Here is a 26,083-nt window from a genome sequence, read left to right on the forward strand (position 1 = left end):
AAACTTTCTTCCTGCTAACAGTCTACAATGGGTAGACCTTGCGAAATTCTTCTAAAACAACCTTGCTGTTTGGCGTAAAAGTTAGTCCTGCTTGACCCAAACAGTCTGTGAAAAAATCCTCGTGAACCTGACGCCAATAGGTCAGAGATTTGTCTCCCTCACCTTCCTTATAGGCATGTTGCGCAGAAACTTGATTGAAGGGCTGAACGGAAACCCTTGTAATTTCGACAATGCAGACAGCCTGATTTTGACTGTCTAAAATGACATCAAATGTCCCTTCTTGCGGAAGAGATTCGCCTTCTAGTGCGTAGAGATCGTAGGCTGAAGCTGTTGCTGTTTTTTCGCCTTTTAAAACCAAATCCGCTAAAAGGTCTGATTCCTCTCCAAAAGCCCAAGCATCGATTTCATCTCCGATAGAGGGGTTAATTTTCTTGTATGCATTCCACATTTCTTGCGGTGTCATGGGCGCTCCTTTGTATTAAATTTTACTCCCCCTACTTCAAAGACCAGCCACCATCTATTGTCAGAATTTGTCCCTGCATGGCGCTTGCATTTCCACTTGCTAAGAAAAGGCTAAGGTCTGCTACTTCCTCTGGCTCTATCCAGCGCTTGATAGGGGTCTCGCTAGCCACCCAGTCAGCCAAGCCACCTGGCTCAAAATCCGCAGCGGTCATAGCTGTCTTAACTGCTCCTGGAGCGATACCAAAGACCTGAATCCCAGCTTCAGCATAGTCTAAAGCCAACTGCTTGGTAAAGCCTGCCAAGGCATGCTTAGATGAAGTATAGGCGTGACCACCTCCACCTGCTAGGCTCGAAGCGATGGAGCACATATTGATAATGGTCCCTTTTTTATTCTCCAGCATTTGCGTCAAATAATAGCGAGTCAACTCAACAGGCGTCACGTAGTTAATTTCAAAAATTTCTTGAATTTCCTGCGCTGATTGTTCCAAAAGTGGTTTATAATCATCCAAAACTCCCGCAGTATTGCACAAAACATCAACCTGAGGACACCAATCAAAAATAGGCTCTAAATCCAAGGTCAAATCTCTCTGTAAAAAGTGGAAATCACCCTTTAGGAATGGATTTTCACCTTGGTCCACTCCATAAACTTGATAGCCCTTTTCTAAAAAAAGTCGAGCTTGAGCCAGGCCAATTCCTGAACTCACTCCTGTAATGAGTACACGTTTAGTCATGCACTTCTACCCAATCCATCGCCAAAACATCACAAGGTGTCGGGCTCCACATAGAAAAACCTTCACCTTCTCCAGACACGTTAATTAGGAAATAGGGAGTCACCTCAAGTGCAACCCCGTTTTGTTCAATGGTGTCAAAAAGCTGCACATAGTTTTCAGCTCCTCCCCAACCAGTACGTACAAATTTTTTCTTAGCCTTTAATCCAGGCAGCATTTCTTCAAATGTCATGGTTTTCTCCTTTTATATCAATAAATCTTCACTTCATTATAACAAAAAACCGCTTTGCAACGGCTTTTTGACTATATTTCACTCCATTTCATCTTCTTAAATCCACGGAACAAGACAAAGATTCCAATAAAGAGAACTGCTAAAGGAATAACTTTTGTAAGAAAAACATTTGAAATACCCATCCACGCATAATAACGGAGCAGAGAGCCTACAACAAGATGGGCAACAATCATACTGACAAAAGGACGAAAGACCGCTTCTTTCCAATTCCAAATACTGATGACTAGAGAAAGCGTAAAGACAAGGAAACTATCCCAGGGAGCAGGAAGATAAAAGGCTCCTTCTTGTATGAAGCTTGCCATTCCTACATATCCCAGAACAACTAGCAGAACAAGAATCCCAACGACAACATAGGTGCCAATTTTCATCTTAGGAGAATCTTGGACTAAGCTTTTTCGTAAAATTGTAGCCACAAGTCCAAAGCCAACTAGAAAAAGAAGAAGTTGTCCTAAAAACGTAAACAAATTGACTGTTAAGAGAGGACCTTTAGAAAAATCGCCTAGCAGTTGGTAGTAACGTAATACCGCTAATACAAGAATTGGTGTCAAAAGGGACTCCTTGATAGAACTGCGGGGTGCTTCCTTGAGCATCTCTTTCATTATTTTTTTAGGATTCTTACCTAAATAATCCTCTGCACTCATGCCATCTCGTTCTGCTTCTGAAAAATCTAACATCATCAAATAGACCTGCTCTCTAAGATAGTCCTCATCATAGAGAAATCCAGCAAGATTAAAACTATCCCACAGTTCCTCAAAATACTGCTGATTCTCCTCAGAAAACTCATGCAGCAAAGCGCTTGTTTCTTCGTAATACTTCATTTTCTTCATCGTTTACCCCCATTCTTAATCCCTTCTACTTTTTGACTCAAATCGTCCCATTGTTGCCAAAAGACTGAGACACGCTCTTCTCCTTCTTTAGTTAATGAAAAATACTTCCGATCTGGACCATCTGGCGACGGACGCATGTCGCCTCTTATCCATTGATTTTTTTCTAACTTTTGCAATAAAGGATAGATAGTTCCTGGAACGATAGTATCAAATCCAGCCTCTCGCAAAGTCTGAACCAACTCATAACCATATCGCTCTTTTTGACCAATCATATCCAATACACAACCTTCAAGAACACCTTTTAACAGTTGAGTTTCTTTCATTCCTTTCCCCTTCCATCTATTTTGTAATACCTACTAGTGGCTTCATCTATAGTATACTACTCTCACACTAGTTTGTAAAGCATAATAGTTAAAATAAAAAAAAAAACAGAACTAGCATGAACTAGTCCTGTCTATTTTTACCCAATTACACTTCCGTTTGGTACAGCTGGATCAACTGTAAGAAGTGTTAATTGTCCATCATGTTCAGCTGAGAGAATCATCCCTTGGCTGACATATTTCTTCATCATTTTACGAGGTTTGAGGTTAGCAACGATTTGAACTTTCTTGCCGACCAATTCTTGTTCATTTGGATAGTATTTTGCAATCCCTGAGAGGATTTGACGATCTTCACCATCACCAGCATCCAAGCGGAATTGAAGCAACTTATCTGAACCTTCTACTTTAGATACTTCTTTGACTTCTGCGACACGGATTTCGACCTTGTCAAAGTCTTCAAACTTGATTTCTTCCTTGTTGAGTTTAAGCTCGACTTCATCTGGGTTCCACTCTTTTTCGACAGCTGGCTTGTTGCCTTCCATTTGTTCCTTGATATAGGCGATTTCTTCTTCCATATCAAGACGTGGGAAGATTGGAGTTCCTTTGTCAACTACAGTTACACCCTCAGGGAAAGCAGCCAAACTCAAGTTTTCAAGACTAGAAACTTCTGCTAAACCAAGTTGAGTCAAAACTGCACGACTGGTTTCCATCATAAATGGTTCAATCAAGTGAGCAACAACACGAAGGCTAGCTGCCAAATGGCTCATAACACTTGCCAATTGGTCACGAAGAGCTTCATCCTTGGCCAAGACCCATGGGGCTGTCTCGTCGATGTATTTGTTAGTACGAGAGATAAGAGTCCAGACTGCTTCTAAAGCACGTGGATAGTCAACTGCTTCCATATATTTATGGTAATCAGCGATTGATTCAGCAGCTACTTGAGCAAGAGCGTTGTCAAACTCTGTTACACCTTCTACATAGGCAGGGATTTGTCCATCAAAATACTTGTTAATCATAGAAACCGTACGGTTGAGGAGGTTTCCAAGGTCATTGGCTAATTCATAGTTGATACGGCCTACATAGTCTTCTGGAGTGAAGGTTCCGTCTGAACCAACTGGAAGGCTACGCATGAGGTAGTAACGAAGTGGGTCTAGTCCATAACGCTCTACCAACATTTCAGGGTAAACCACATTCCCCTTAGACTTAGACATTTTGCCATCTTTCATGACGAACCAACCGTGAGCAATCAAACGTTCTGGCAATTTGATATCCAACATCATAAGAAGGATTGGCCAGTAGATTGAGTGGAAACGAAGGATGTCTTTTCCTACCATGTGGAAGACTGTGCCATTCCAGAATTTGTCAAAGTTAGCGTGTTCATCTTGAACGTAGCCAAGAGCTGTTACATAGTTAAGAAGGGCATCAATCCAAACGTAGACAACGTGTTTTGGATTTGATGGGACAGGCACTCCCCATGTAAAGGTTGTACGAGAAACCGCCAAATCCTCTAAACCTGGCTCGATGAAGTTGCGCAACATTTCATTCAGACGACCATCTGGAGTGATAAACTCAGGATGAGCTTTGAAAAAGTCTACCAAACGATCTTGGTATTTGCTGAGGCGAAGGAAGTAAGATTCTTCTGAAACCCATTCAACCTCGTGACCTGATGGAGCGATACCACCCGTCACATTTCCTGCTTCATCACGAAATACTTCTGCAAGCTGGCTTTCTGTAAAGAATTCCTCGTCTGAGACTGAGTACCAGCCAGAATATTCACCCAAATAGATGTCATCTTGAGCAAGCAAGCGTTCAAAGACCTGTGCCACAACTTTTTCATGGTAGTCATCAGTCGTACGGATAAATTTATCATATGAGATATCTAGTAATTGCCAGAGTTCTTTAACTCCAACAGCCATCCCGTCAACATAGGCTTGAGGTGTGATGCCAGCTTCTTCTGCTTTTTGTTGAATCTTCTGACCATGCTCGTCAAGACCTGTCAGATAAAAGACATCGTAGCCCATCAGGCGTTTGTAACGAGCTAGGACATCACAGGCGATGGTTGTGTAGGCAGAACCGATATGCAGTTTACCAGATGGATAGTAAATCGGCGTTGTAATATAAAAATTCTTTTCAGACATAATTTTTCCTTTCCAGGCAAATGAAACCTGTTTTTCTAACACTTCATTATATCATATTTTTAGTGATTTTCGATAGAGAAATCCATACAAAAACAAGATAGACGAGTGTCCATCTTGTTGATTTTATTCATAACGAAGGGCTTCGATGGGATCAAGTTTCGATGCCTTGTTGGCTGGCAAGACCCCAAAAATCATACCCACACTAGCCGAAACTGCAAGACTAAATAGGGCAACTGGAATTGATACTCCCACTTCTATACCCGCAATCAAACCTTGTAAAAGTATACCAGCTATAGCGGTTAAGCCTGTCGCAATGGTCAAACCAATGACTCCACCAAGCAAGGTCAAAATCATGGATTCAATCAAAAACTGGATTAAAATATTGGCACGTGTTGCACCCAAAGCCTTACGAAGACCAATCTCACGAGTACGCTCCGTCACCGAAACCAGCATGATGTTCATAACACCAGTCCCTCCAACAAAGAGGGAAATTCCTGCGATGGCACTAATAATCGTCGTCATAAATCCAAAAAGTTGTTGTACTTCTTGGAAGGCTGCAGTCGCATCTGACACCTGATACTCCCCTTGCTGAAGACCAGCAATTTCGGTCATTTTTCTAGCTAATTCTGGTCCCACCGTCGGTGTCAAACTGGTATCATTGACACGGAAGACAATGTCAGAAATTTCATCCATATTGAAGTTATTGGCAAGAGAAATATTAGTCGTAATTGGAAGTCCACCAATACCAAAAGTCTTAGCAGCCTTGGCCTCATCGCTAGTATAGACACCAATGACACGATAACTAAAACCACCAACATCTATAATCTGATTAACAGCTTCTTGAGCTGATCCAAACAGACTATTGGCAAGTTCCTGGTCTAGTAAAATGACACTGGCCACCTCTTTATAATCCTGAGCTATCAGACTTCGGCCTGCAACAATTTCATTTTCAACTGCCTTCATGTAGGTAATATTCCCACCTGTCAAGCTAGCGCGCTCCACTTTTTTATCTTTATAAGACAAGGTGGTATGTGTTGAGTTGGTTACATAATAACTATCTACACCCTTTAGTTTGGCCGCCTCCCTGACCCAGGATTCTTGTGGTTTTGGTGGTTCAACAGGAACGTTCTCTTCTTTCCCAGAGACTGTCAAAGCTGATTGTTTTTGGGTAAAAGAACCGTCTTTACTTTTAATAGGCGAGAAAAAGACACGGATATTCTTCTGTGACTTGGTCATGTTTTTATTGACCTGACGAGACATAGAATCACCTAGGGCCATAATCACAACAACCGATGACACACCAATGATAATTCCAATCATAGTGAGAAAAGAGCGCATCTTGTGGGCCATGATAGATGAAAAGGCAAATTTCAGATTCTGCATCTTAGTTTTCCTCCTTTTCTAACTGAGCACTATCAGACGAAATGACCCCATCTCGAATAACAATCTGGCGTTTGGCATAAGCAGCGATTTCAGGTTCATGCGTTACCATGATAATCGTTTTTCCTTCTTTATTTAGTTCAACCAATAATTGCATGATTTGATTCCCTGTTTTGGTATCCAAGGCTCCTGTCGGTTCGTCCGCTAGAATGATGGAAGGATTGTTTACCAAGGCACGCGCAATAGCTACACGTTGCTTTTGACCACCAGATAATTCCGAAGGCAAATGATGACTACGTTCTGTCAAGTCAACCTTATCTAGATATTCCTCAGCTAACTTGCGCCGTTTTGAAGCCGAAACTCCTGCGTAAATCAAGGGCAATTCTACATTTTGTAAAGCATTGAGCTTGGATAGAAGAAAGAACTGCTGAAAGACAAATCCGATTTGTTGGTTACGGACCTTGGCTAATTGTTTTTCACCCAGTCCAGCCACTTCTTGGCCTTCAAGATAATATTCTCCACTGCTTGGTGTATCCAACATGCCAATGGTATTCATGAGAGTAGACTTACCAGAACCAGATGGTCCCATGATGGCAACGAATTCACCCTCATTCACTTCAAGGTTGATATTTTTGAGTACCTGCAGTTCTTGATCACCATTACGGTAACTTCTGCAGATATTTTTTAGACTAATTAGTTGCTTCATCAGACTTCACCTCTTTTCCTTCCTCTAGAGAAGACGTTGGGTTACTGATGACCTTGACTCCATTTGTCAGACCTGAAGTGATTTCTTGGTTATCTGCATCAGCATTACCCAAACCAACTTCCACTTTCTTAGCCTTGTTCTGCTTGTCAAGTACCCAGACATAGTTTTTATTATTTTCAGTCACAACACTTGTTAAAGGAACCAGAATGGCTTTACTCTTATTCTTCACCTCAACACTCACTGAGAATCCTTGTTTCAAATCACCAATTTCACTTGTAACATCGATAGTATATGGATATTTAGAGCCAGAATTACCAGCTGCTGCGGCAGTCGTTGCGCTTGCTGCTTCGCCACTGTTTTTAGGGTAGTCTGAGATATAACTAATTTTACCAGTCCAGCTCTTATCTTGATAAACTTTAGAAGTAAAGGTTACTTCTTGACCAACAGATAGATTGGCAAGATTGTATTCAGATAATTCACCCTTAACTTGCAAGTTTTCATTACTTACGATATGAACTACTACCTGGCTAGCTCCTGTTGGAGATTTAGAAACATTGCGATTGACTTCGACCACAGTTCCCTCTAGGGTACTGAGAACAGTCGTTGCATTCAACTGACTTTGAGCCTTGCTTAATTGCGCTGCTGCATCTGCACGGGCATCACGAGCATCACCCAGTTGTGCATCAATAGATGAAACTGAATTTCCTGCTACTGGAGCTGGAGCTTGCGCTGAAGCACCTTCTCCTCCTGCTGGCGCTGGTAACTGTGGAGCCGGAGCTGAAGCGGCTTCATTTCGTGCTTGATTGAGTTCGTTGATATGACGATCTGCCTTAGCTACTGCTCGGCTCGCTGAATCATAGGCCGCCTGGGCTTCTGAACTACTGTACTTGACTAAAGCCTGTCCTTCGCTGACCTTATCTCCCACAGAAACAAGGATTTCATCTAAATCTCCCTTACTAGCATCAAAATAAACATATTGTTCATTTTTTGCCGTTACTGTCCCTGACAATAAAACAGAGGAGGCCACACTTCCTTCCTTAGCAACAACAAGATGAGTAGTCTCATCTTTTACAGCAGTCTGAGAAGGTTGTCTAAAGAGCAAAATCCCCCCGGCACCCAATACAACTACACTCGCAGCACCAACTGCTGCATACAATTGCCACTTTTTCGCTTTACCATTCTTCTTCATCATGAAACTCCTTTTTAATTTAAAGTCCTTAACAATATTATATAAAAATTACCAAATACAAACAATAACCATTCAGAACGAAAACATAGCATTTCAAGATTCAATTATTGTTCGTAATTTATTTTAATCATTATTGTACTAGATATATAATACACTTTATTTTTCTTTTTAGCAAGTCTTTTCTTTAAATTTTTTGAACGTAGCAGATTTTTGCAATCAAATCAAAAAAAAGATAGAATATGACTATCAAAAAATGACACTCTACTATTTCAAAGAGTACAAAGGAGTTTTCAATGAGAGAATATGATATCATTGCTATCGGTGGAGGTAGTGGAGGAATTGCTACAATGAACCGTGCTGGTGAACACGGAGCCAAAGCGGCCGTTATTGAGGAAAAGAAATTAGGTGGAACCTGTGTCAATGTCGGTTGTGTCCCTAAAAAAATTATGTGGTACGGGGCACAAATCGCGGAGACTTTCCATCAATTTGGAGAAGATTACGGCTTTAAGACTACTGATCTTAACTTTGACTTTGCAACCCTCCGTCGCAATCGTGAAGCCTACATTGATCGCGCTCGTTCTTCTTATGATGGCAGTTTTAAACGCAACGGTGTAGACTTGATTGAAGGACATGCTGAATTTGTCGATTCTCATACTGTAAGCGTAAATGGTGAACTGATTCGTGCTAAACATATCGTGATTGCTACTGGTGCCCATCCAAGTATTCCAACTATCCCTGGTGCTGAACTAGGTGGCTCTTCTGATGATGTATTCGCCTGGGAAGAATTGCCAGATTCAGTTGCAATTCTAGGTGCCGGTTATATTGCTGTTGAATTAGCTGGCGTACTCCACACTTTTGGTGTTAAGACAGACCTCTTTGTTCGCCGCGATCGTCCTTTACGTGGTTTTGATTCTTACATCGTTGAAGGTTTGGTCAAGGAAATGGAAAGAACAAACTTGCCACTTCATACTCACAAAGTCCCTGTTAAGTTAGAAAAAACTGCTGAAGGCATTACCATTCATTTCGAAGATGGTACTAGTCACACAGCTAGCCAAGTTATCTGGGCTACTGGTCGCCGTCCAAACGTTAAGGGCTTGCAACTTGAAAAAGCTGGTGTGACTCTAAACGAACGTGGCTTCATCCAAGTAGATGAATACCAAAATACTGTTATTGAGGGAATCTACGCTCTAGGTGATGTAACAGGCGAAAAAGAACTGACTCCAGTTGCAATCAAGGCTGGACGTACTTTGTCTGAACGTCTCTTTAACGGCAAAACAACTGCTAAAATGGACTACTCAACTATTCCAACCGTTGTCTTTTCACACCCTGCTATCGGAACGGTTGGGTTGACCGAAGAGCAAGCTATTAAAGAATACGGTCAAGACCAAATCAAGGTTTACAAATCAAGCTTTACTTCTATGTACTCTGCTTGCACTTGCAATCGTCAAGAAACACGTTTCAAATTGATCACAGCTGGTTCCGAAGAAAAAGTTGTCGGACTTCATGGAATTGGCTACGGTGTTGATGAAATGATTCAAGGCTTTGCCGTTGCTATCAAGATGGGCGCAACAAAAGCAGACTTTGATGCTACAGTCGCAATTCATCCAACTGCATCCGAAGAATTTGTAACTATGCGTTAATCGAAACAAAAGAAGCTGAGCAAAAAACACTTCTAAATATCAAAAAGCGAGTATTTCCGTAGTTGGAGATACTCGCTTTCTTATGTCTTATTTTATAGTATGTTGAAATAAGATATGAAAAAATCAATTAGCAAGCCATAGCAAAATATAAGGATTATAACACAATCATTTATTCTTTTCTTTAAAAGATTCATATATTTTTTTATATAACACTTTCATCTCTTTTTTCTGAGAATTCAACTCTTCATTACCGTAGTCAAAATTTGCTACTACAAATCCCTCGTCAGCATTAGAAAAAGTAAAAAATTCTATTCCAATGAGTTTATTATGCTTAGAGTCCTCTATAGTGTCTCCTAAACCATTATTGAATTTCTTCACTTCTTCTTCACGAACTCCGAACCCCGCAGCAGCTCCATTTGCAATGATGTTTGAAAATACTTCTTCTGAAGATGCTACTTCTTTCACAGTTATGAAGTATATACCTTCTTCCGTTTCTACTTGTCTCACTTTATTCCATTTTTCTGTATCACTAGAAGAAAGCGTATAGACTGTTAACTCTACCGTTGGTTTATTGGTATTTTCTTTTGTAATCATTTGTTTTCCAAAGAAGAAAATAGCAAGTAGCCCAGCTACAAAGATCAAAGCAATATAAATTATCTTTTTCATACATTATCCCCTATATCTTTCATATCAATAATCACATCAACTTCGTTATAGACAGCTGGATCATGCGTCGCTATAATAACATATTTGTCTTCAGCTGTCTCATTCAATAATAAACGAATAATTTCTTTTCCAATCTCACCATCTAAAGCTCCTGTAGGCTCATCTGCTAAGATAATTTTACGTGGTTTCATTAACATTCTGGCAATAGCTACACGTTGAGCCTGCCCTCCAGACAGTTCATATATTTTTTGATGTAAATAGTCACTTGACAGTCCTACTTTTTCAAGTACATCTGTTATTGTTTTTTTGTCTTTAGTGATCAGTTTCAAATTATCATATACTGTTTTGTTATCTATTAAAGAATAATTTTGAAATACATATCCAACAGTATTTTTAAAAAAAGTTCTTTCTTTTATCTTCCAAATATCTTGTTCATCCACTAAAACATTCCCACTGTCAATTTTTTCTAATCTTCCTATAATATTAAGAAGGGTACTTTTACCAGAGCCAGAACCTCCAATCAATGCATAACTTTTTCCAGATTCAAATTTTAAATTTAAGTCTGTAAAGATCTTTTTTGAGCCGAAACTTTTTGAAACGTTCAAAAGGTCAATTGTCATGTTTCATCTCCTTTTAAAATTTTAGTATAGCTTTCAGATAATTTTCTAAAACTCATGATTATCGACAACATCAAAACAAGCAGAGAAGCAAGACCAATATATAGCAGCTCTATTTGCCCTGTCATAAGAAATGTAAATAGGATAACCATTGTAATAGTCATCATAAAATACTTGAGACTTGAAATTGCTATATATGTTTTGGACAGACCCAAAATGATTTTTTTCACATATTCATTTTGTTTTAGGGCAATATAAAGTTGGACATATTGATAAATGAGTATAAAGACAATACTGTAAATTATATTCTGCAAGATTTGTGAAAGTAGAATTTGGTGCTCTAAGGACTGGATCTTTAATTTCACAATTTGGTAAACATCTACTGGATTCATTGAAAAATTCAACTGGGTAGCCATCTCATTTATTTTATTTACCGCCTCAGGACTAAAAAGAGACTTATATGTTATATTAGTAGCCAAAGAAAAGTTGTTGTTTTCAATCATTTTGTCCGTATCTAACACAACAACAATGTTATCTGTGCTATCTGCTACACTTGCCATTGGTAAAAACTCTTTCATTTTATGATTATCATCAGCATCTTCATTAAAATAAAAAATTTTATTACCATCAGGAATTATTTGTACTGCAATTTCTTCTTTTGTATAGTTTGTCCTAATAAATTGTTCTGCTACAACTGTATTCTCAATAGATTTCTGATTTTCTTTCCATTTCTCAGGAATATAAATGGTTGCTATCTTATTATCTAAAAGATGATAGTTTGTTCCATTCACTTTATTTTGTAGGTTAGCACCTGTTTGATTGATATAAATCAACTCTTTATTTATTTCTGGATTCGTTATTCCGTCATTTTCTAATTTTTTAGAAAAGTCTTCCATAACATGTGAAGTTTTCATGAAATCTGGAACATATGCTGAGGATCGATCTATATATAAATAATCTAAGTTTTTTAAGGAAGCAGCTATCTGTAGATACCGACCATCTGAATCATTAACTTCTCCATTTTTAGTAGAGTTCCTTTCAATTCCAAGGAACTCAATCCTTCTCCAGTCTTTTACTGTGTCCCATGGTACTAAATTCTGTATCTGAATGTTCATACTAGATTGACTGCTCTTTGTTTCTTGTAAAAAAATTCCTGAGATAAGGATGATAATCGAAATGATAACAAGCCATACGACAAAAATAAGTTTATTTTTTGCCTTGTTTTTGATAATTTCAATGGGCTTTTCAACCTGAATCGTCAACCAAAATAAAACAAAGGTGATAAGATCAATGATTTGAAATAGTATAAAATTCGTTAAAAGCAGAGAGAAAAATAACTTAGAACTATAGGTGAAGAAACCATTTCCCAAAAAAGAACTGTAAGAAATCATCAATAAAGCCATCATAATCAGTTCAAAAATAAGAGAAATGCCATACTCTCTTCTTAAATCGTATACAGGCAAGCCCAAAGAACGTCGTATCACTCCTTCTTTAATCTGCCTCGTTCTAACAACAAATAACACAACTAATAAAGTTAAGTAAATTGAACCCATTAACAGTATTCTTAAAGTTCCAGTAAATTGTAATATTCCTCCTATATACCAAGGATAAGCCATATATACTGTTTGCAACCCCGTCATCCTAAGTGGTTTCAAACTATCTATATCCATTTTCCCAAGGGTATAATACATCCCTATTATTGGTGCTGACTTTAATTGTTCATTATTTACATCATCAAAATTTACATACTCCAACTGACCAGAACTCTGAACGATGGGCTTGTAAATAGTAACCTTTTCCCTTTTTGATACGTCACGAACCATTTCGTATATTTCGTTATTAGAAAGATTGCTTTTTCCTTGAATAGAAAAAGCACCATCAATTGGTAAAGGTATGGGCATTTCGGTATCGCTGATAGTGACCAGACCAATTGCAGCAATCAAACAGAAGAAGAATCCAATGATACATAATTTTAATTTCATAAGCAATTACCATATTACAAAAGACCCTATTTTATAATTGGGTCTCTTGTTTTCATAAATTATTTTTAAAAACTATAATAATCCCAATATGCATTTAATCGAACATCGCTCCAAGATTTTGTAGCACTGGAATATGCCCATCCATAATCTTGTTCATCCTGAGCTTTAACTGTTCCCCAAAAATTCGTTACTGAAGATCTTGAACCAATATTATCTGGAGAACTAACAAAGTAATTCGAATAACCATAGCTATCATTTACACCATATTCCCATGTATCAATAATCGGATATAGAGCAGGGTGTGGCGTTACTACGCTAACGACACTAGCTGTAGTAGCAAATCCAAAACTGAAAAAAATTGCAACTAGAAAAATAGATGCTTTCTTATTAATTCTTTTTTTACTTTACTTCTCCTCGAATTTAAATATTTGATGAAGATTAAGTAATAGTTCCTCCATATTACTTTAATATGAATTGATTATATTTAGGTTTTTAATCACCGTTATGGTATCTAGAGTCGTTAAAATATCTTATAACTATCTCTCCTTTTAAAATTGAACACATCTTAATGTATCCGTTTACATTTATTAATATAGCATTTATTTTTTGGTTTGTCAATTATTTATAGTATATTTTTTATTGATAAAATGGGATTATCTATAAAGAAGATTTACAAATCGACAAAAAATAATTATCCAACTGACCTAGTCAGCAAAATCGGCCGTTACAGTTTTTGTTATCTTGTTATAAAAATTGGTTGACAATGATATTAATTTAAGTATAATAGTTACTATACATAAGAAAAGAGGTTAACTATTTTGAAAAAAGCTCACGTTTATGCTATCCCTGCTATTGGGGCTGCTATCATTGCTGTTTTGGCACAAATCAGTCTTCCAATTGGACCTGTTCCCTTCACTCTGCAAAACTTTGCAATCGGCTTGATTGCCACTGTCTTTAGACCGAGAGAAGCTGTATTTTCTGTTGGTCTCTATCTTCTTCTAGGTGCTATCGGTCTTCCAGTTTTTGCAGGAGGTGGAGCTGGATTTCATGCTTTGATTGGTCCTACTGCAGGCTATCTTTGGTTTTATCTTGTTTACTCTGGACTTACCTCTCATCTAACTAACAGCGATAGTGGTTTTGTCAGAATTTTTCTAGCAAATCTCTTGGGAGATACACTTGTCTTTGTAGGTGGAATCATTGGATTGCATTTCCTAGCTGGAATGCCATTTGAAAAAGCTCTTGTTGTGGGGGTATATCCCTTTATCATCCCAGATCTTGGTAAAATTATTGCTATTAGTTTTATTAGCCGTCCATTACTTCAACGCCTTAAAAATCAGACTTACTTTGCTAACTAAAAAAGGATATCGAGTTGTCATAACTCAGTATCCTTTTCTTTCATTTTGAAAACTTATACTCTTCGAAAATCTCTTCAAACCACGTCAGCTTCGCCTTGCCGTATGTGTAGGATACTGACTACGTCAGTTCCATCTACAACCTCAAAACAGTGTTTTGAGCAACCTGCGGCTAGCTTCCTAGTTTGCTCTTTGATTTTCATTGAGTATTAATTGCCTTTAAAGGCATCCACCATCGTTTGAAATTCTTCATTAGAGAGAGTAATTCCTTTGCCCATTTTAGTATGGTCTGGGTTCCAAGCACGAATATCAAACTTTGCAGGGGCACCATTAAAGCTTACACGGTTGATTTCCTTGGTCCAACCTTTTTCGTTTTCAGAAAGAGTCAATAAGTGTTCTTCAATTTCAAATGTAAATTCTGCCATTTTCTTCTCCTTTTTTAGCTTTCATTTGATTATTCGTAAAATCTTGTAGATTTTAGGAAAATTTTATATAATATTGATATAAAAGAAGGGAGGCCAATATGAGACATAAATTCCAGCAAGTTCTAGATAAAATACATGACTTTTTAAATGGACATGACCAACCTGACCAAACTGAAAGCAACTCCCTTACCGCTTCTATTGAAGAGGCTATTCAAAAACAAACTGCTGTCCACCTTATCTTATCAGACACCAGTTTCACAGGCGATATTATAAAATACGATTCCGACCGCCAACAAATTATCGTGAAAAATTTCGCTAAGAATGTCAGTCGTATTATCCGTATCAGTGATATTCAAAGGATTCGTTTTGTCCCTTCAACTATACAGACAGCCCAAAAAAATCGATTTAAGAAAGAGTGAGATGCCTACCTTCATCCCACTCTTTTTTCTTAGCGAATTTGTTCAAAATGCAAATGAACAGCGATATGATCTCCATAGCCACTTCTTTCCAAATCTCGTTGTAAACGATAGGAAATGTAGTGTTCTGCAATGGTAATGTAACCTGCACCCAATAAACGGTGTTCAACCATAGACTGAATCATGCTAATGGTAGCACGTTCCACCTTGGCCTCTTCCAAGTCCAAAACTACTTTCTTTGTGACTTGAGCAAGGTTTTGACGCAAATCATCTGTCAATACATAAACAGTTTGGGCTGCCTTCAAGATGGCTTGGTATATCTTATCTGGATTAAATTCAGCAATTTCTCCATCACGTTTGATTACTTGCATAGGTTTCTCCTTTATTCTTTGTTTTCTTTAATTTCTGCCAGCATTTTTTCTCCTTCTGCTGTCAGTTGATAGTGTTCAAGCAAATCCGGTCTGCGCTCGTATGTTTTCTTCAAACTCTCGTACAGGCGCCACTGACGAATCTTTTCATGATGTCCGCTCATCAGAACATCTGGAACGACCATGCCTCGATAATCATAGGGACGTGTGTACTGAGGATATTCGAGAAGTCCTGATGAAAAGCTATCATCTTGGTGACTCGATTCCTTGCCAATCACTTCTGGAATCAAGCGAACAGTCGCATCAATCATGGTCATAGCCGCAAGTTCTCCACCAGTCAAGACATAATCTCCGAGGGAAATTTCGTCTGTCACTAGAGTCTTGATTCGCTCATCATAGCCCTCGTAGTGCCCACAGATAAAGATCAGTTCCTCTTCTTTGGCCAAATCCTCAGCATAAGCCTGATCAAACTGCTTACCAGCTGGGTCGAGGAGAATGACGCGCGGATTTTTCTTTTCAATAGCGTCAAAGGCATCGAAAATGGGTTGGGCTCGGAGCAACATGCCCTGGCCACCTCCGTAGGGTTCGTCATCAACATGACGGGCCTTTTCAGCGTATTCTCGAAAATTATGATAATAGATATCCAAGAGCCCTTTTTCACGAGCCTTTCCAACGATTGAGTGCTCGAGTGGTGAAAACATCTCAGGAAAAAGGGTTAAAATATCAATCTTCATCGTCTAACCCTTCTAAGATTTCCACATCGACCCGTTTATTTGGAATATCAACATTGAGAACCACTGGTGGGATATAAGGCAATAATAAATCACGCTTGCCTTTCCGCTTGACCACCCAGACATCGTTGGCACCTGGTTGCAGGATTTCCTTGATGGTTCCAACAAAATTATCACCCTCATAGACTTCCAAACCGATAATCTCGTGATAGTAAAATTCACCATCGTCTAGGTCATTCAAATCTTCCTCAGCGACCTTGAGACTGTATCCCTTGTACTTTTCAATCGCATTGATATGGTACATATCTTTGAATTTAATAATGTCAAAATTCTTCTGTTTACGGTGACTAGCGATGGTCACTGTTTGGACAAACTGATCTTTTTCATCAAATAAGGCTAGATCAGCCCCTTTTTTAAACCGTTCTTCTGCAAAATCTGTCACAGACAAGACTCGCATCTCACCCTGCAATCCTTGCGTATTGACGATTTTCCCAACATTAAAGTAGTTCATCTTGTCTCCTGTACACTATTTCTATCCTTTATTTTAACACGTTCCAGTGATTTTCTCAAGTTGGATAAATCTCATCTTACAGAGTTACTACTTCTTCAAAGAATTCACCAATTATCTGATTAAACTCTTCAGGATGGTCATTCATCGGTTGGTGTTTGCTATCTGAAATCGTTACTTGACGTGCATTGGGATTTAAGGCCATGATTCCATCGTAAATCATTTTTAGGTGTTTGGGAAAATCATTTTCGCCTCTTACTAATAGCATAGGTGGATTGCCATGATAACCCTCTATCTCATGGACAGCCAAAAAACCTGTGATTCCAAGATTCAAAAAAACATCTCGCCCAGTTTCTATAATGGCCGTCTTGACTAATTCTCTTGTGATAGGATTATCTGTACACATTTTTGAGTTCTTATCTGCAATCACCTTCCAAGGAATCGTTTTGTACATAAGGGAACTATATTTTATGCGATTTCTCTCTTTATCTGATAGGTAACGATGCTGTCCCCAACTATCTACCATGACCAAAGCTAGGACTCTTTCTGGATGGCGATAGGTGTACTCTTGAAGCGGATTTCCTCCCCAAGAATGTCCGACCAATATCACCTCTTCTAGCTGGAAATAGGATAAAATAGCATCTACATCTTGAACAGCACCTTCTAAGTCAGGTAGACCAACTTTCATAGGTGATTCACCCTGTCCTCTAACATTGACAAAGTAGAGATCAAATCCTTCAAAGGCATCATACTGGTGGGCCCACATCTGACTACGGCCACAAGCTCCATGATAAAAAATAATGTGTCCTTTACTTGAGCTTCCAGGGCGATGATAAACAGTCAAGTCACAATCTAAGACTGGTATAATGTGACGTACCATAGTCTCGGGTTTTCTGTTATAAAAAGCAATAGCTTCAGCTATATCATTTTGTTTCATTTCTACACTCTCTCCTCTCTATCCTAGCATCATTCTTTTTATCTATTTTATCATGCTATATTAAAATCATCATTTTCTAAACTTTATTCCATTAAAAATTTTGAATTTTCTGTATCATTTAGATTAAGAAAAAGACTGCTAAGCAATCTTTACTTTTTTCTCATCAGATTCATGCCTAAAATTCCAGCAATAATCATAGTGGCTCCTATCACATGGTAACTATAAATTGGTTCATGGAGGATAAGGGCTCCGGCTAGAATGGTTAAAACTGTTCCAAGATTACCAAAGACACTGACGGTTGATGCTCCAAGTCGAACAATAGCATAGATAGTGAGACTACCAGTAACGATAGAGGCTAAAATTCCCAAATAGAGAATGGAAAGCAGATAGGGCAGCTGTCCAAACGGCGCAAAGTAGGCTAATATGTTCCCCTCTAGATAGTGCGAGGTCAGACTCAGCGTATTAAAGGTGACGAAGCCAACAAATATCACAACAGCTGTCATATCCATGGCCCGATAGCGACCTCCTTTAGCCTTGCTGAGGATATTGTTTATTGCATTGGAGAGAACAGATCCCAACATCAAGAGAAAGCCAAAGCTAGCAGTCTCAGTACCAAAATTAGCTCCTTTACTAAGGAAGATGAAAACTACTCCTGCTACGGATAAAAATAAAAAGAACTTTTGAAGCAAGCTTGTCTTTTCCTTGAGAAAGGCCGATGCTAAAAGGAGCGTAAAAATCGGGACAAGAGCCTGTAAAATTCCAGCTTCAGAAGACGATATATACTGTAAAGCAAAGGATTGAAAAATAAAAAAGAGAAGAGGATAGAAAAGACTCATAGGAAGAATAGAAAGAATATCTTTTCTACTTAAACTCACTTTGATAAGTTTGGTTTGATGAAGAACGACCATTACTAAAGCTGCGATTGTATAGCGATGCGCTAAGTTTGTGAGAGGACTGGCATAGCCTAAAGCAATCTTAGTAAATAAAAAAGAAAATCCAATGATTGCTGAAAAGGATAAGGCTGCTAGGTAAGCTTTTGTTTTCTCGTTCATAGACTGTTACTCCTTTTTAAATAGCTATTCTCAAGATTGATGGACTATAATTCTTTGAGACTACCTTTCCATTGTAGCATAGTAGAATCCTAGATGCTATTTCTAGGATTAGTATTTTATGCCTTCTATCACCGTTTGTCTAATTCATTGACTAAAAAAGACTCTACCAGTCTAATCTGCCTTTCTTGTTCTTGTCTCACAAGTTCTAACTTGTCTACCTCTTGGAGATTTCTCACTTTGATAGCATAATCCACCATTTTCCTTGCTTTATCTTTCTTATATTTACTAATACCTTCTTTATTAGTAAAAAATCATTTCTTATCGTCTTAGAGGTCCCCTTCAAAAAGCCTTACAAATCACGTTCATGCTGGTACTTAATGGTTGCAGTTTTATCTTTCTCAAAGATAGTATTGGTAAGGTCAATATGATTAATAGCTGCGATTGCGACGGTGTAGTGAATGATATCAGCCAGTTCTTTGGCTAGTTCCTCATTTGAGTCCTTGACACCCTATTTTCTACCCGAACGACCATTCAAAACCTCAGCTACTTCTCCGACTTCCTCCACTAACTTCATAAAGAGACCTTCCTCAGTTCGAGACTACTGGTAATGTTCGAGTAATACTCTTCGAAAATCTCTTCAAACTACGTCAGCTTCACCTTGCCGTAGATATGGTCACTGACTTCGTCAGTCTTATCTACAACCTCAAAACTGTATTTTGAGCAACCTGCGGCTAGCTTCCTAGTTTGCTCTTTGATTTTCATTGAGTATAACTAGTCTTGTAATTGTCTAAACCTTAAATCCTTCATATCTTGCTTCTCGCAAAAAAGCGAGACATTCGTCCCGCCCTTCTTATTTTTCGTCAATAACGATTCTTACTTTTTTGTCTTCAGTTGGGACAGAGTAGACAATCGTTCTTATCGCAGAAATAGTGCGACCCTTACGACCTATTACACGACCCACATCGCTTTGATCAAGATCCAAATGATATTCCAAAAATTCTGGTGTATCTTCAATCTTGATAGTTAAGGCATCTGGTTGTGAAATCAAGGGTTTCACAATCGCAATTATGAGATTTTCAATCGTATCCATCTGTCAACCTACTTTAAACTTATTTCGAGAATTTAGAATCGTGGAATTTCTTCAATACACCTTCTTTTGAAAGGATGTTGCGAACTGTATCTGAAGGTTGAGCTCCATCAGCCAACCATGCAAGAACGCGGTCTTCTTTCAAAGTCACTTGGTTTTCAGCAACAAGTGGGTTGTAAGTTCCAACTGTTTCGATGAAACGTCCGTCACGTGGTGAACGTGAATCTGCTACGTTGATACGGTAGAAAGGTTTTTTCTTAGAACCCATACGAGTCAAACGGATTTTAACTGCCATTTTTAAAGTCTCTTTTCTTATTTTTTATTTGAGTGAAATAGCTGAGCTATTTAGCACATGTTCTATTATAGCAGATTTCTGACAGGTGTCAAGAAAAAAACTTGACAGACTATAAAATTTTTAAAACTTAAGAAATCCCTACAAAATCATTAACATTTGAAATCCCCTTCCTTTTAGGGTACAATGGTAAAAATGAATTTTGAAAGGATTCCAATGAAAAAATTAGCAAGCCTTCTTTTACTTTCAACTATTGCCCTTGCTGGATGTAGCAGTATCCAACGTACCTTACGCGGGGATGACTATGTTGATTCTAGCATAGCTGCAGAAGAAAGTTCCAAAGCAGCAGCCCAATCAGCTGAAGAGTTGAACGATGCTTTAACAAATGAAAATGCCAATTTCCCCCAACTATCTAAGGAAGTTGCTCAGGATGAAGCTGAAGTCCTTTTACACACCAGCCAAGGGGACATCCGTATCAAACTTTTTCCAAAGTTAGCACCTTTAGCAGTTGAGAATTTCCTAACTCATGCCAAGGAAGGATATTACAATGGTATTACCTTCCACCGTGTTATCGATGGTTTTATGATTCAAACTGGAGATCCTAAGGGTGATGGCACTGGTGGCCAATCTATCTGGCACGATAAGGATAAGACAAAAGACAAGGGAACTGGTTTTAAAAACGAGATTTCTCCTTATCTTTACAATATCCGTGGTTCACTTTCAATGGCCAATACTGGTCAACCAAATTCCAACGGTAGTCAATTCTTTATCAACCAAAATACAACAGATATTTCTGCCAAACTTCCTACAAGCAACTATCCTAAAAAAATCATCGAAGCCTATAAAGAAGGTGGAAATCCTAGTCTTGATGGAAAACACCCTGTCTTTGGTCAGGTTATCGAGGGCATGGATGTTGTAGATAAAATTGCCAAAGCAGAAAAAAATGAAAAAGATAAACCAACCACTGCTATCACCATTGATAGCATCGAAGTGGTGAAAGACTATAACTTCAAATCTTAAGGAATGAAAAACAGTATCTACTTTTGATACTGTTTTTAACTTTTTTAAGTTAGATAAAAAATTTCAGATTTGAGGAGCTTCATTTTTAAGAAATCATATCTCAATAATCACCACTTCTTTCTTAACAAAGTAAATAAACTTCATTATAAGCACCTAATGTTTTATTTATAATCAAAAATTCCCCCTGCCAACTTATCTGCTAACTTAGGAAAGAGGCTATAAAACTTATGGGCGAGATTGAGTAAGATTGGAAGATTGAGTTCGCGTTTGTTTTTGCCAATTATTTTAACAATCTTTTTCGCCACTGCATCTGGCTCTAGCAAGAAGCGTTCAACCGATTTGAGATAAGTGCCGTCTGGGTCAGCTTGGTCAAAAAATCCTGTTCGGATTGGACCTGGATTGACTGTTGTCACATAGACTCCATAGGGCATAAGTTCGAGGCGCAGAGCATTTGAAAAACCAATAGCCGCAAACTTGGTGGCTGAGTAGAGACTGGATTTGCTAGTAGCAATCAAACCTGCCATGCTAATGATATTGATGATATGACCTTTTCGGCTTTCCTTCATTCGAGCCGCAAAGCGCCGAGACAGATTCATCAGGGCAAAAGTATTGACCTCAAACATCTGATGAATATCTTGGTCAGAAATCTGATCAAATTCCTCAAAAATCCCGTAACCAGCGTTGTTTATCAAGACATCAATCTTGCCATAGCGGAGAGAGAGGTCTGCTACCAGAGTTTCTAGAGCTGAGTCATCTGTAATATCGATTTCAATCAATTCTGCATGGGAATGGTTTCCGTAGAGTTGGGCTAATTTTTCCTTATTTCTACCAAGCAAGATGAGTTGGTCATTTGGTAAGATTTTGACCATTTCTTGGGCTAGACCACCGCTAGCTCCGGTAATGAGAATAGTAGGCATACTGTTCCTTTCTCAATCTTTTAGATTTCCACTTCTTCCAAGTCCTTGACCACATGCACATTGTCAAAGACACTAGCAGCGTCTTTCTTGAGTTTGCTGATATCTTTTGAGAGGAAACGGGCACTGATATGGTTGAGCAAGAGGCGCTTGGCACCTGCTTCTACCGCTACTTGTGCAGCTTGCATGTTAGTAGAGTGACCATGGTTACGAGCAATTTTTTCATCACCCTTGCCATAAGTGGACTCATGAACCAGGACATCGGCATTGACAGCCAGACGCACACTGGCACTAGTTTTACGAGTATCACCAAGAATGGTGATAATCTTACCTGGACGTGGCGCTGAGATATAGTCTGCTGCCTTGATTTCAGTACCGTCTTTAAGAACAATGTCCTGACCGTTTTTGATTTTTCCAAAAAGCGGGCCAAATGGGACGCCAGCAGCCTTGAGTTTTTCAGCATCTAAAGTTCCTTCTAGATCCTTTTGGATAACACGATAGCCAACACAGAAAATAGTGTGATCCAGCTCCTCTGCATACACAGTGAATTTATCGGTCTCAAGGATTTTTCCTAAAGAATCTTGGTCAAACTCATGAAAATGAATGCGGTAGGGCAGACGAGAACCTGATACACGAAGGCTGGTTAAGACAAATGACTTGATTCCTTGCGGTCCATAAATTTCCAAATCTGTCTGCTCTTCATTGGCCTGAAAGGCACGGCTAGAAAGGAAACCTGGCAAGCCAAAGATGTGGTCCCCATGCAGATGGGTGATAAAAATTTTGCTGACCTTCCGTGGTCGAATCGTGGTTTCAAGAATACGATTTTGCGTTCCTTCGCCACAGTCAAAGAGCCAAACTTCGTTAATCTCGTCCAAGAGTTTCAGGGCAAGACTTGAGACGTTGCGGGCTTTAGAGGGCTGACCAGCCCCCGTTCCTAAAAATTGAATATCCATTCGATACTTTCTAATTAATCAATATATAACATAGCTGTGCGGTTTTCCGATCGGAAATAATGCTTTCCAGAAAAAGCTCTAACTTCTTGCAGTAAATCCTCTTGACTATAACCTTTGAGACGCTTGCGACCATCAGCCAAGCTTTCCAAATCAGTCAAAGCTGTAAGACTTTCCACACTAACAACTTCCTCGTCCCCGACAGCCTTCATGTAAATCTTATCAGACTCCTCAAAGACTAGTTGATGAGGAAAAATTTGCGCAATTTCAAAGAGCAAGTCATCCGAGATCTTTTCCTCATTTTCAGAGAAAATTAGACCAAGACCCTCACTCTCATAGCAGAAACCAAAGGATTTGCCAGATAGATTCAGACGAATAAAGGGTTTGTTTTCTAAGGTGAAACTAGGTTCAGCATTGTAAAGATTCAGTTCTTGACTAAGTTCTGCAAAATAATCCGTCGCAGCTTGAGGACTCTTTTTCTGATATAGTTCTGCAAAGTAAGCATTAACTACACTTGGCGGAGGAGTAATAAGTGCCAACTGCTCCTGCTCTATCTTTCCAGCTAGAAGTTGATCCAGATAGACCTTGTCTAGACTTGTATAGCCCCCATATTTTAGAGCCAAAGTTTTGATATCAGTCATAAAATTCCTCTAACCTCCATTTGTTTTTCTCAGAAATGTAGCCTCTAATGACTTCGCCGTCCTCCTGATAATCACGTTCTTCCAAAATAGCAACACTTTCTAAATCATGAATCTTGTAAGACTTAGAAAAAGGCACACGTAGGGTAAAGGATTCAAAAATATCCTTGATTTTCTCTAAAAATAGAGTCTGCAAATTCTCACGACTATCCTCAGACTTGGCAGAAATGAGGGCATAGGGCGTTTGGGTCGGCGTAAAATCCTCCACCAAATCCGCTTTATTATAAAGGGTCAGGCAAGGGATGTCCTCCATGTCCAAATCTTTCATGATGGAAAGAACTGTTTTTTCATGTTCTTCGTGGTAAGGATTGCTGGCATCGATGACATGAACTAGAAGATCAACATGCTTGCTTTCTTCCAAGGTTGACTTGAAACTGGACACCAACTCTGTCGGCAAATCTTGGATAAAGCCAACAGTATCAGTCAAGGTCACCTGAAGATTGCCCCCTAGATGGATACTCTTAGTCGTCGCATCCAGAGTCGCAAAGAGCTCGTCCGCTTCATACTGGGTCTTACTAGTCAAGGTATTCATAATAGTCGACTTCCCTGCATTAGTATAACCAATCAAACCAATCTTAAAGGTACTTGACTCCAGACGTTTTTCTCTGACAGTCGCCCGATTTTTCTCAACCACCTTGAGCTGACGCTCGATATCTGTGATTTGGTTGCGAACGCTACGACGGTTCAATTCCAGCTGGCTTTCACCAGGTCCCCGAGAACCAATTCCCCCTGCCTGACGGCTGAGCATAATTCCCTGACCAACCAAGCGAGGTAAGAGGTATTTGAGCTGGGCTAGGTGGACTTGGAGTTTTCCTTCATGGCTTCGAGCTCGCATGGCAAAGATATCCAAAATCAACTGCATGCGGTCAATGACCTTAACACCTAGAACTTCCTCCAGATTGACATTTTGACGAGGGGTCAGGCGGTTATTGACGATGACAGTAGTAATTTCTTCGGCATCAACCATGAGCGCAATTTCTTCTAACTTACCAGAACCAACAAAGGTCTTGGAGTCATACTTTTCACGCTTTTGTCTGTAAGTATCGACTACGACGGCACCAGCTGTCTTGGCTAGACTAGCCAATTCTTCCATGGAGAGGTCAAAATTGTCCATACCCTGCAATTCCACACCAATCAGCAGAACCCGTTCTTCTTTTTTCTCCGTATCAATCATCTAAAAACTCCTCTATCTGGCTAAAAATACGGTCTTGTACACCAGATTCTCCAATCTGATAAAAGGTGACCTGCATGCGATTACGGAACCAGGTCAGCTGACGCTTGGCAAAACGACGAGTCGCCTGTTTAAGATTGTTACTAGCTTCTTCCACAGTCTGCTCTCCACGGAAGTAAGGAAAGAGTTCCTTATAGCCAATTCCTTTAGCAGCCTGCACATCAGGGTAATGGTCAAAGAGCCACTTGGCCTCATCCAAAAGCCCAGTCTCAAACATAAGATCTACACGATGATTGATCCGTTCATACAGTTGACTACGTTCATCATTCAAGCAGATGATCAGAGGTTCATACAAGGTCTCTTGATTTTCTAAATCTTGAGCAAAATGAGTAATTTCCAAGGCCCGCATGGCGCGTCGACGGTTAAACTGGGGAATCTCAAGGCCTGCTCGTTCCACAAGATGAGCTAATTCCTCATCTGTATAAGGCTCCAAGCTAGCACGATAGGCTAAAATCTCCTCATGAGGTGTCTCCCCACCTAGATGGTAACCTTCTAACAAGCTCTGAATATAAAGTCCAGTCCCACCTGCAATAATAGCCAGCTTACCACGACTGTGAATATCCTCAATAGCCAGCTTAGCTTCCGAAACAAAATCAAAAGCCGAGTAAGACTCGGTTACCTCTCTAACATCGATTAAATGATGAGGAACAGCTGCCTGTTCTTCTGGACTAGCTTTGGCCGTCCCAATATCTAGTCCTCGATAGACCTGCTGACTATCTCCACTAACAACTTCACCATTGAAGCGTTTAGCAACCTCAATAGCAAGAGCTGTCTTTCCAACTGCAGTCGGCCCAACAATCACAATTATTTTTGTTTTCATCTTTTTTCCTTGAAAAATTCCCATTTTTTCGTTACTATTATTATAACACAAAAAGGTCAGGCAGAAAAATGCTACCTCTTAAGGAGCCTGTCTGGTTAGGAAGATAAAGGAGGAAGACTCATGGCTAAAGGATTCGCTAAAGGTCTTGTAACGGGTGTCGCAGGAACTGTCGCTGCAGTTGCAGGTGCAGTATACGCATTTAAAAAGAAAGTGATTGAGCCAGAAGAAGAAAAAGCAGCTTTCATCGAAGAAAACCGTAAAAAAGCAGCTCGTCGCCGCGTATCACGTTAAGAAACAAAAGAAGTTGGGATTTATTATCTCAACTTCTTTTTTCT

The 26,083-nt window shown here is 39.2% G+C and carries 32 protein-coding genes and 1 pseudogene; 5 read left to right on the forward strand and 28 right to left on the reverse strand.

Going from position 1 to position 26,083, the window contains the following annotated elements:
• Window positions 1-22: 22 nt before the first annotated feature.
• The 9 genes from QZ114_RS07860 to QZ114_RS07900 all read right to left on the reverse strand — a co-directional run bounded on the left by QZ114_RS07860 (window position 23) and on the right by QZ114_RS07900 (window position 8,045).
• Complete coding sequence (locus tag QZ114_RS07860; RefSeq protein ID WP_295501774.1) at window positions 23-463, reverse strand: ASCH domain-containing protein; 441 nt, start codon at window positions 461-463, stop codon at window positions 23-25.
• A 31-nt stretch (window positions 464-494) separates the two neighbouring features.
• A complete protein-coding gene (locus QZ114_RS07865) occupies window positions 495-1,193 on the reverse strand; it encodes a 3-oxoacyl-ACP reductase (RefSeq protein ID WP_295501776.1) in 699 nt (232 codons plus the stop codon).
• Window positions 1,186-1,422 carry a DUF2829 domain-containing protein gene (locus tag QZ114_RS07870; RefSeq protein ID WP_295501778.1) on the reverse strand — a complete coding sequence of 79 codons (237 nt, stop codon included), beginning with the start codon at window positions 1,420-1,422 and terminating at the stop codon, window positions 1,186-1,188. Before QZ114_RS07870 ends, QZ114_RS07865 begins: the two co-directional genes overlap by 8 nt.
• 71 nt (window positions 1,423-1,493) lie before the next feature.
• On the reverse strand, window positions 1,494-2,309 hold the full coding sequence (locus tag QZ114_RS07875; RefSeq protein WP_295501780.1) for a hypothetical protein: 816 nt from the start codon (window positions 2,307-2,309) through the stop codon (window positions 1,494-1,496).
• Window positions 2,306-2,632, reverse strand: coding sequence for a PadR family transcriptional regulator (locus tag QZ114_RS07880; RefSeq protein WP_261086493.1), 327 nt, complete (start codon window positions 2,630-2,632; stop codon window positions 2,306-2,308). Before QZ114_RS07880 ends, QZ114_RS07875 begins: the two co-directional genes overlap by 4 nt.
• Before the next feature lie 137 nt (window positions 2,633-2,769).
• Window positions 2,770-4,767 (reverse strand): methionine--tRNA ligase, encoded by a 1,998-nt coding sequence (metG, locus tag QZ114_RS07885; RefSeq protein ID WP_295501783.1) that lies wholly within the window; start codon window positions 4,765-4,767, stop codon window positions 2,770-2,772.
• Between the two features lie 123 nt (window positions 4,768-4,890).
• Complete coding sequence (locus QZ114_RS07890) at window positions 4,891-6,150, reverse strand: ABC transporter permease (RefSeq protein ID WP_295501785.1); 1,260 nt, start codon at window positions 6,148-6,150, stop codon at window positions 4,891-4,893.
• Between the two features lies 1 nt (window position 6,151).
• Window positions 6,152-6,853 carry an ABC transporter ATP-binding protein gene (locus tag QZ114_RS07895; RefSeq protein WP_295501787.1) on the reverse strand — a complete coding sequence of 234 codons (702 nt, stop codon included), beginning with the start codon at window positions 6,851-6,853 and terminating at the stop codon, window positions 6,152-6,154.
• Window positions 6,837-8,045: an efflux RND transporter periplasmic adaptor subunit gene (locus QZ114_RS07900; RefSeq protein ID WP_295501789.1), complete on the reverse strand. Its 1,209-nt coding sequence runs from the start codon at window positions 8,043-8,045 to the stop codon at window positions 6,837-6,839. Before QZ114_RS07900 ends, QZ114_RS07895 begins: the two co-directional genes overlap by 17 nt.
• 290 nt (window positions 8,046-8,335) lie before the next feature.
• Between QZ114_RS07900 and gor the strand changes: the two genes are divergently transcribed.
• Window positions 8,336-9,682, forward strand: coding sequence for a glutathione-disulfide reductase (gene gor, locus QZ114_RS07905; RefSeq protein WP_295501791.1), 1,347 nt, complete (start codon window positions 8,336-8,338; stop codon window positions 9,680-9,682).
• A 165-nt stretch (window positions 9,683-9,847) separates the two neighbouring features.
• Here the strand turns inward: gor and QZ114_RS07910 are convergent, their stop codons facing one another.
• From QZ114_RS07910 to QZ114_RS09850, 4 genes are all read right to left on the reverse strand, one after another.
• Complete coding sequence (locus QZ114_RS07910; RefSeq protein WP_295501792.1) at window positions 9,848-10,348, reverse strand: hypothetical protein; 501 nt, start codon at window positions 10,346-10,348, stop codon at window positions 9,848-9,850.
• The gene (locus QZ114_RS07915; protein ID WP_295501793.1) at window positions 10,345-10,968 is read right to left on the reverse strand and encodes an ATP-binding cassette domain-containing protein; all 624 of its coding nucleotides are present in this window, start codon (window positions 10,966-10,968) and stop codon (window positions 10,345-10,347) included. Before QZ114_RS07915 ends, QZ114_RS07910 begins: the two co-directional genes overlap by 4 nt.
• Window positions 10,965-12,947 (reverse strand): ABC transporter permease, encoded by a 1,983-nt coding sequence (locus tag QZ114_RS07920; RefSeq protein ID WP_295501795.1) that lies wholly within the window; start codon window positions 12,945-12,947, stop codon window positions 10,965-10,967. The genes QZ114_RS07915 and QZ114_RS07920 overlap by 4 nt, the downstream gene beginning before the upstream one ends.
• A 65-nt stretch (window positions 12,948-13,012) precedes the next feature.
• Window positions 13,013-13,321: a hypothetical protein gene (locus tag QZ114_RS09850; protein WP_366926347.1), complete on the reverse strand. Its 309-nt coding sequence runs from the start codon at window positions 13,319-13,321 to the stop codon at window positions 13,013-13,015.
• Between the two features lie 444 nt (window positions 13,322-13,765).
• Between QZ114_RS09850 and QZ114_RS07925 the strand changes: the two genes are divergently transcribed.
• Window positions 13,766-14,302 (forward strand): biotin transporter BioY, encoded by a 537-nt coding sequence (locus QZ114_RS07925; protein ID WP_261055221.1) that lies wholly within the window; start codon window positions 13,766-13,768, stop codon window positions 14,300-14,302.
• A 74-nt stretch (window positions 14,303-14,376) separates the two neighbouring features.
• Here QZ114_RS07925 and QZ114_RS07930 read toward each other — a convergent pair whose 3' ends face one another.
• Window positions 14,377-14,502 (reverse strand): hypothetical protein, encoded by a 126-nt coding sequence (locus QZ114_RS07930; protein ID WP_295501799.1) that lies wholly within the window; start codon window positions 14,500-14,502, stop codon window positions 14,377-14,379.
• Window positions 14,503-14,508: 6 nt separating this feature from the next.
• Window positions 14,509-14,724 (reverse strand): YdbC family protein, encoded by a 216-nt coding sequence (locus tag QZ114_RS07935; protein WP_102210715.1) that lies wholly within the window; start codon window positions 14,722-14,724, stop codon window positions 14,509-14,511.
• A gap of 98 nt (window positions 14,725-14,822) precedes the next feature.
• Between QZ114_RS07935 and QZ114_RS07940 the strand changes: the two genes are divergently transcribed.
• Window positions 14,823-15,143: a hypothetical protein gene (locus QZ114_RS07940; protein ID WP_295501802.1), complete on the forward strand. Its 321-nt coding sequence runs from the start codon at window positions 14,823-14,825 to the stop codon at window positions 15,141-15,143.
• A gap of 29 nt (window positions 15,144-15,172) precedes the next feature.
• On the opposite strand, the gene QZ114_RS07945 is transcribed toward QZ114_RS07940, so the two are convergent.
• From QZ114_RS07945 to rpsP, 8 genes and pseudogenes are all read right to left on the reverse strand, one after another.
• Window positions 15,173-15,511, reverse strand: a complete 339-nt coding sequence (locus QZ114_RS07945) for an ATP cone domain-containing protein (RefSeq protein ID WP_001196040.1) — start codon at window positions 15,509-15,511, stop codon at window positions 15,173-15,175.
• 11 nt (window positions 15,512-15,522) lie between these two features.
• A complete protein-coding gene (trmD, locus tag QZ114_RS07950) occupies window positions 15,523-16,242 on the reverse strand; it encodes a tRNA (guanosine(37)-N1)-methyltransferase TrmD (RefSeq protein ID WP_261055219.1) in 720 nt (239 codons plus the stop codon).
• Window positions 16,232-16,750 (reverse strand): ribosome maturation factor RimM, encoded by a 519-nt coding sequence (gene rimM, locus QZ114_RS07955; protein WP_295501805.1) that lies wholly within the window; start codon window positions 16,748-16,750, stop codon window positions 16,232-16,234. The genes trmD and rimM overlap by 11 nt, the downstream gene beginning before the upstream one ends.
• 76 nt (window positions 16,751-16,826) lie before the next feature.
• Window positions 16,827-17,684 (reverse strand): alpha/beta fold hydrolase, encoded by an 858-nt coding sequence (locus QZ114_RS07960; protein WP_295501807.1) that lies wholly within the window; start codon window positions 17,682-17,684, stop codon window positions 16,827-16,829.
• 149 nt (window positions 17,685-17,833) lie between these two features.
• A complete protein-coding gene (locus QZ114_RS07965) occupies window positions 17,834-18,736 on the reverse strand; it encodes a DMT family transporter (RefSeq protein ID WP_001003372.1) in 903 nt (300 codons plus the stop codon).
• A gap of 349 nt (window positions 18,737-19,085) precedes the next feature.
• Window positions 19,086-19,355: pseudogene (locus QZ114_RS07970) on the reverse strand (MazG nucleotide pyrophosphohydrolase domain-containing protein); the annotation flags it as partial.
• Between the two features lie 231 nt (window positions 19,356-19,586).
• Window positions 19,587-19,826, reverse strand: a complete 240-nt coding sequence (gene kphA, locus QZ114_RS07975; RefSeq protein ID WP_000379617.1) for an RNA-binding protein KphA — start codon at window positions 19,824-19,826, stop codon at window positions 19,587-19,589.
• Between the two features lie 19 nt (window positions 19,827-19,845).
• The gene (gene rpsP / locus QZ114_RS07980; protein ID WP_000268760.1) at window positions 19,846-20,118 is read right to left on the reverse strand and encodes a 30S ribosomal protein S16; all 273 of its coding nucleotides are present in this window, start codon (window positions 20,116-20,118) and stop codon (window positions 19,846-19,848) included.
• A gap of 213 nt (window positions 20,119-20,331) precedes the next feature.
• Between rpsP and QZ114_RS07985 the strand changes: the two genes are divergently transcribed.
• Entirely contained in the window at window positions 20,332-21,135 is an 804-nt protein-coding gene (locus QZ114_RS07985; protein ID WP_295501811.1) for a peptidylprolyl isomerase, read from the forward strand.
• Between the two features lie 161 nt (window positions 21,136-21,296).
• Here QZ114_RS07985 and QZ114_RS07990 read toward each other — a convergent pair whose 3' ends face one another.
• The 5 genes from QZ114_RS07990 to miaA are packed head-to-tail and all read right to left on the reverse strand — an operon-like array spanning window position 21,297 to window position 25,748.
• Window positions 21,297-22,052, reverse strand: coding sequence for an SDR family oxidoreductase (locus tag QZ114_RS07990; RefSeq protein WP_295501812.1), 756 nt, complete (start codon window positions 22,050-22,052; stop codon window positions 21,297-21,299).
• 20 nt (window positions 22,053-22,072) lie between these two features.
• Window positions 22,073-23,002 carry a ribonuclease Z gene (gene rnz / locus QZ114_RS07995; protein WP_295501813.1) on the reverse strand — a complete coding sequence of 310 codons (930 nt, stop codon included), beginning with the start codon at window positions 23,000-23,002 and terminating at the stop codon, window positions 22,073-22,075.
• Window positions 23,003-23,016: 14 nt separating this feature from the next.
• Window positions 23,017-23,640 carry a cystathionine beta-lyase gene (locus QZ114_RS08000; RefSeq protein WP_295501814.1) on the reverse strand — a complete coding sequence of 208 codons (624 nt, stop codon included), beginning with the start codon at window positions 23,638-23,640 and terminating at the stop codon, window positions 23,017-23,019.
• A complete protein-coding gene (gene hflX, locus QZ114_RS08005; RefSeq protein WP_295501815.1) occupies window positions 23,633-24,871 on the reverse strand; it encodes a GTPase HflX in 1,239 nt (412 codons plus the stop codon). Before hflX ends, QZ114_RS08000 begins: the two co-directional genes overlap by 8 nt.
• Window positions 24,864-25,748: a tRNA (adenosine(37)-N6)-dimethylallyltransferase MiaA gene (miaA, locus tag QZ114_RS08010; protein ID WP_295501816.1), complete on the reverse strand. Its 885-nt coding sequence runs from the start codon at window positions 25,746-25,748 to the stop codon at window positions 24,864-24,866. The genes hflX and miaA overlap by 8 nt, the downstream gene beginning before the upstream one ends.
• A gap of 120 nt (window positions 25,749-25,868) precedes the next feature.
• Here miaA and QZ114_RS08015 point away from each other — a divergent pair, with 120 nt between their 5' ends.
• Window positions 25,869-26,039 carry a DUF3042 family protein gene (locus QZ114_RS08015; RefSeq protein ID WP_001051779.1) on the forward strand — a complete coding sequence of 57 codons (171 nt, stop codon included), beginning with the start codon at window positions 25,869-25,871 and terminating at the stop codon, window positions 26,037-26,039.
• Window positions 26,040-26,083: the final 44 nt, after the last annotated feature.

The sequence above is a fragment of the uncultured Streptococcus sp. genome, assembly GCF_901875575.1.
Classification (GTDB): Bacteria; Bacillota; Bacilli; order Lactobacillales; family Streptococcaceae; genus Streptococcus.

What these genes read in the sequence shown, in the direction of transcription:
- QZ114_RS07860 (WP_295501774.1), bottom strand. Translation starts at nt 463, where the DNA reads ATGACACCGCAAGAAATGTGGAATGCATACAAGAAAATTAACCCCTCT.
- QZ114_RS07865 (WP_295501776.1), bottom strand. Translation starts at nt 1,193, where the DNA reads ATGACTAAACGTGTACTCATTACAGGAGTGAGTTCAGGAATTGGCCTG.
- QZ114_RS07870 (WP_295501778.1), bottom strand. Translation starts at nt 1,422, where the DNA reads ATGACATTTGAAGAAATGCTGCCTGGATTAAAGGCTAAGAAAAAATTT.
- QZ114_RS07875 (WP_295501780.1), bottom strand. Translation starts at nt 2,309, where the DNA reads ATGAAGAAAATGAAGTATTACGAAGAAACAAGCGCTTTGCTGCATGAG.
- QZ114_RS07880 (WP_261086493.1), bottom strand. Translation starts at nt 2,632, where the DNA reads ATGAAAGAAACTCAACTGTTAAAAGGTGTTCTTGAAGGTTGTGTATTG.
- metG (WP_295501783.1), bottom strand. Translation starts at nt 4,767, where the DNA reads ATGTCTGAAAAGAATTTTTATATTACAACGCCGATTTACTATCCATCT.
- QZ114_RS07890 (WP_295501785.1), bottom strand. Translation starts at nt 6,150, where the DNA reads ATGCAGAATCTGAAATTTGCCTTTTCATCTATCATGGCCCACAAGATG.
- QZ114_RS07895 (WP_295501787.1), bottom strand. Translation starts at nt 6,853, where the DNA reads ATGAAGCAACTAATTAGTCTAAAAAATATCTGCAGAAGTTACCGTAAT.
- QZ114_RS07900 (WP_295501789.1), bottom strand. Translation starts at nt 8,045, where the DNA reads ATGATGAAGAAGAATGGTAAAGCGAAAAAGTGGCAATTGTATGCAGCA.
- gor (WP_295501791.1), top strand. Translation starts at nt 8,336, where the DNA reads ATGAGAGAATATGATATCATTGCTATCGGTGGAGGTAGTGGAGGAATT.
- QZ114_RS07910 (WP_295501792.1), bottom strand. Translation starts at nt 10,348, where the DNA reads ATGAAAAAGATAATTTATATTGCTTTGATCTTTGTAGCTGGGCTACTT.
- QZ114_RS07915 (WP_295501793.1), bottom strand. Translation starts at nt 10,968, where the DNA reads ATGACAATTGACCTTTTGAACGTTTCAAAAAGTTTCGGCTCAAAAAAG.
- QZ114_RS07920 (WP_295501795.1), bottom strand. Translation starts at nt 12,947, where the DNA reads ATGAAATTAAAATTATGTATCATTGGATTCTTCTTCTGTTTGATTGCT.
- QZ114_RS07930 (WP_295501799.1), bottom strand. Translation starts at nt 14,502, where the DNA reads ATGAAAATCAAAGAGCAAACTAGGAAGCTAGCCGCAGGTTGCTCAAAA.
- QZ114_RS07935 (WP_102210715.1), bottom strand. Translation starts at nt 14,724, where the DNA reads ATGGCAGAATTTACATTTGAAATTGAAGAACACTTATTGACTCTTTCT.
- QZ114_RS07940 (WP_295501802.1), top strand. Translation starts at nt 14,823, where the DNA reads ATGAGACATAAATTCCAGCAAGTTCTAGATAAAATACATGACTTTTTA.
- QZ114_RS07945 (WP_001196040.1), bottom strand. Translation starts at nt 15,511, where the DNA reads ATGCAAGTAATCAAACGTGATGGAGAAATTGCTGAATTTAATCCAGAT.
- trmD (WP_261055219.1), bottom strand. Translation starts at nt 16,242, where the DNA reads ATGAAGATTGATATTTTAACCCTTTTTCCTGAGATGTTTTCACCACTC.
- rimM (WP_295501805.1), bottom strand. Translation starts at nt 16,750, where the DNA reads ATGAACTACTTTAATGTTGGGAAAATCGTCAATACGCAAGGATTGCAG.
- QZ114_RS07960 (WP_295501807.1), bottom strand. Translation starts at nt 17,684, where the DNA reads ATGAAACAAAATGATATAGCTGAAGCTATTGCTTTTTATAACAGAAAA.
- QZ114_RS07965 (WP_001003372.1), bottom strand. Translation starts at nt 18,736, where the DNA reads ATGAACGAGAAAACAAAAGCTTACCTAGCAGCCTTATCCTTTTCAGCA.
- kphA (WP_000379617.1), bottom strand. Translation starts at nt 19,826, where the DNA reads ATGGATACGATTGAAAATCTCATAATTGCGATTGTGAAACCCTTGATT.
- rpsP (WP_000268760.1), bottom strand. Translation starts at nt 20,118, where the DNA reads ATGGCAGTTAAAATCCGTTTGACTCGTATGGGTTCTAAGAAAAAACCT.
- QZ114_RS07985 (WP_295501811.1), top strand. Translation starts at nt 20,332, where the DNA reads ATGAAAAAATTAGCAAGCCTTCTTTTACTTTCAACTATTGCCCTTGCT.
- QZ114_RS07990 (WP_295501812.1), bottom strand. Translation starts at nt 22,052, where the DNA reads ATGCCTACTATTCTCATTACCGGAGCTAGCGGTGGTCTAGCCCAAGAA.
- rnz (WP_295501813.1), bottom strand. Translation starts at nt 23,002, where the DNA reads ATGGATATTCAATTTTTAGGAACGGGGGCTGGTCAGCCCTCTAAAGCC.
- QZ114_RS08000 (WP_295501814.1), bottom strand. Translation starts at nt 23,640, where the DNA reads ATGACTGATATCAAAACTTTGGCTCTAAAATATGGGGGCTATACAAGT.
- hflX (WP_295501815.1), bottom strand. Translation starts at nt 24,871, where the DNA reads ATGATTGATACGGAGAAAAAAGAAGAACGGGTTCTGCTGATTGGTGTG.
- miaA (WP_295501816.1), bottom strand. Translation starts at nt 25,748, where the DNA reads ATGAAAACAAAAATAATTGTGATTGTTGGGCCGACTGCAGTTGGAAAG.
- QZ114_RS08015 (WP_001051779.1), top strand. Translation starts at nt 25,869, where the DNA reads ATGGCTAAAGGATTCGCTAAAGGTCTTGTAACGGGTGTCGCAGGAACT.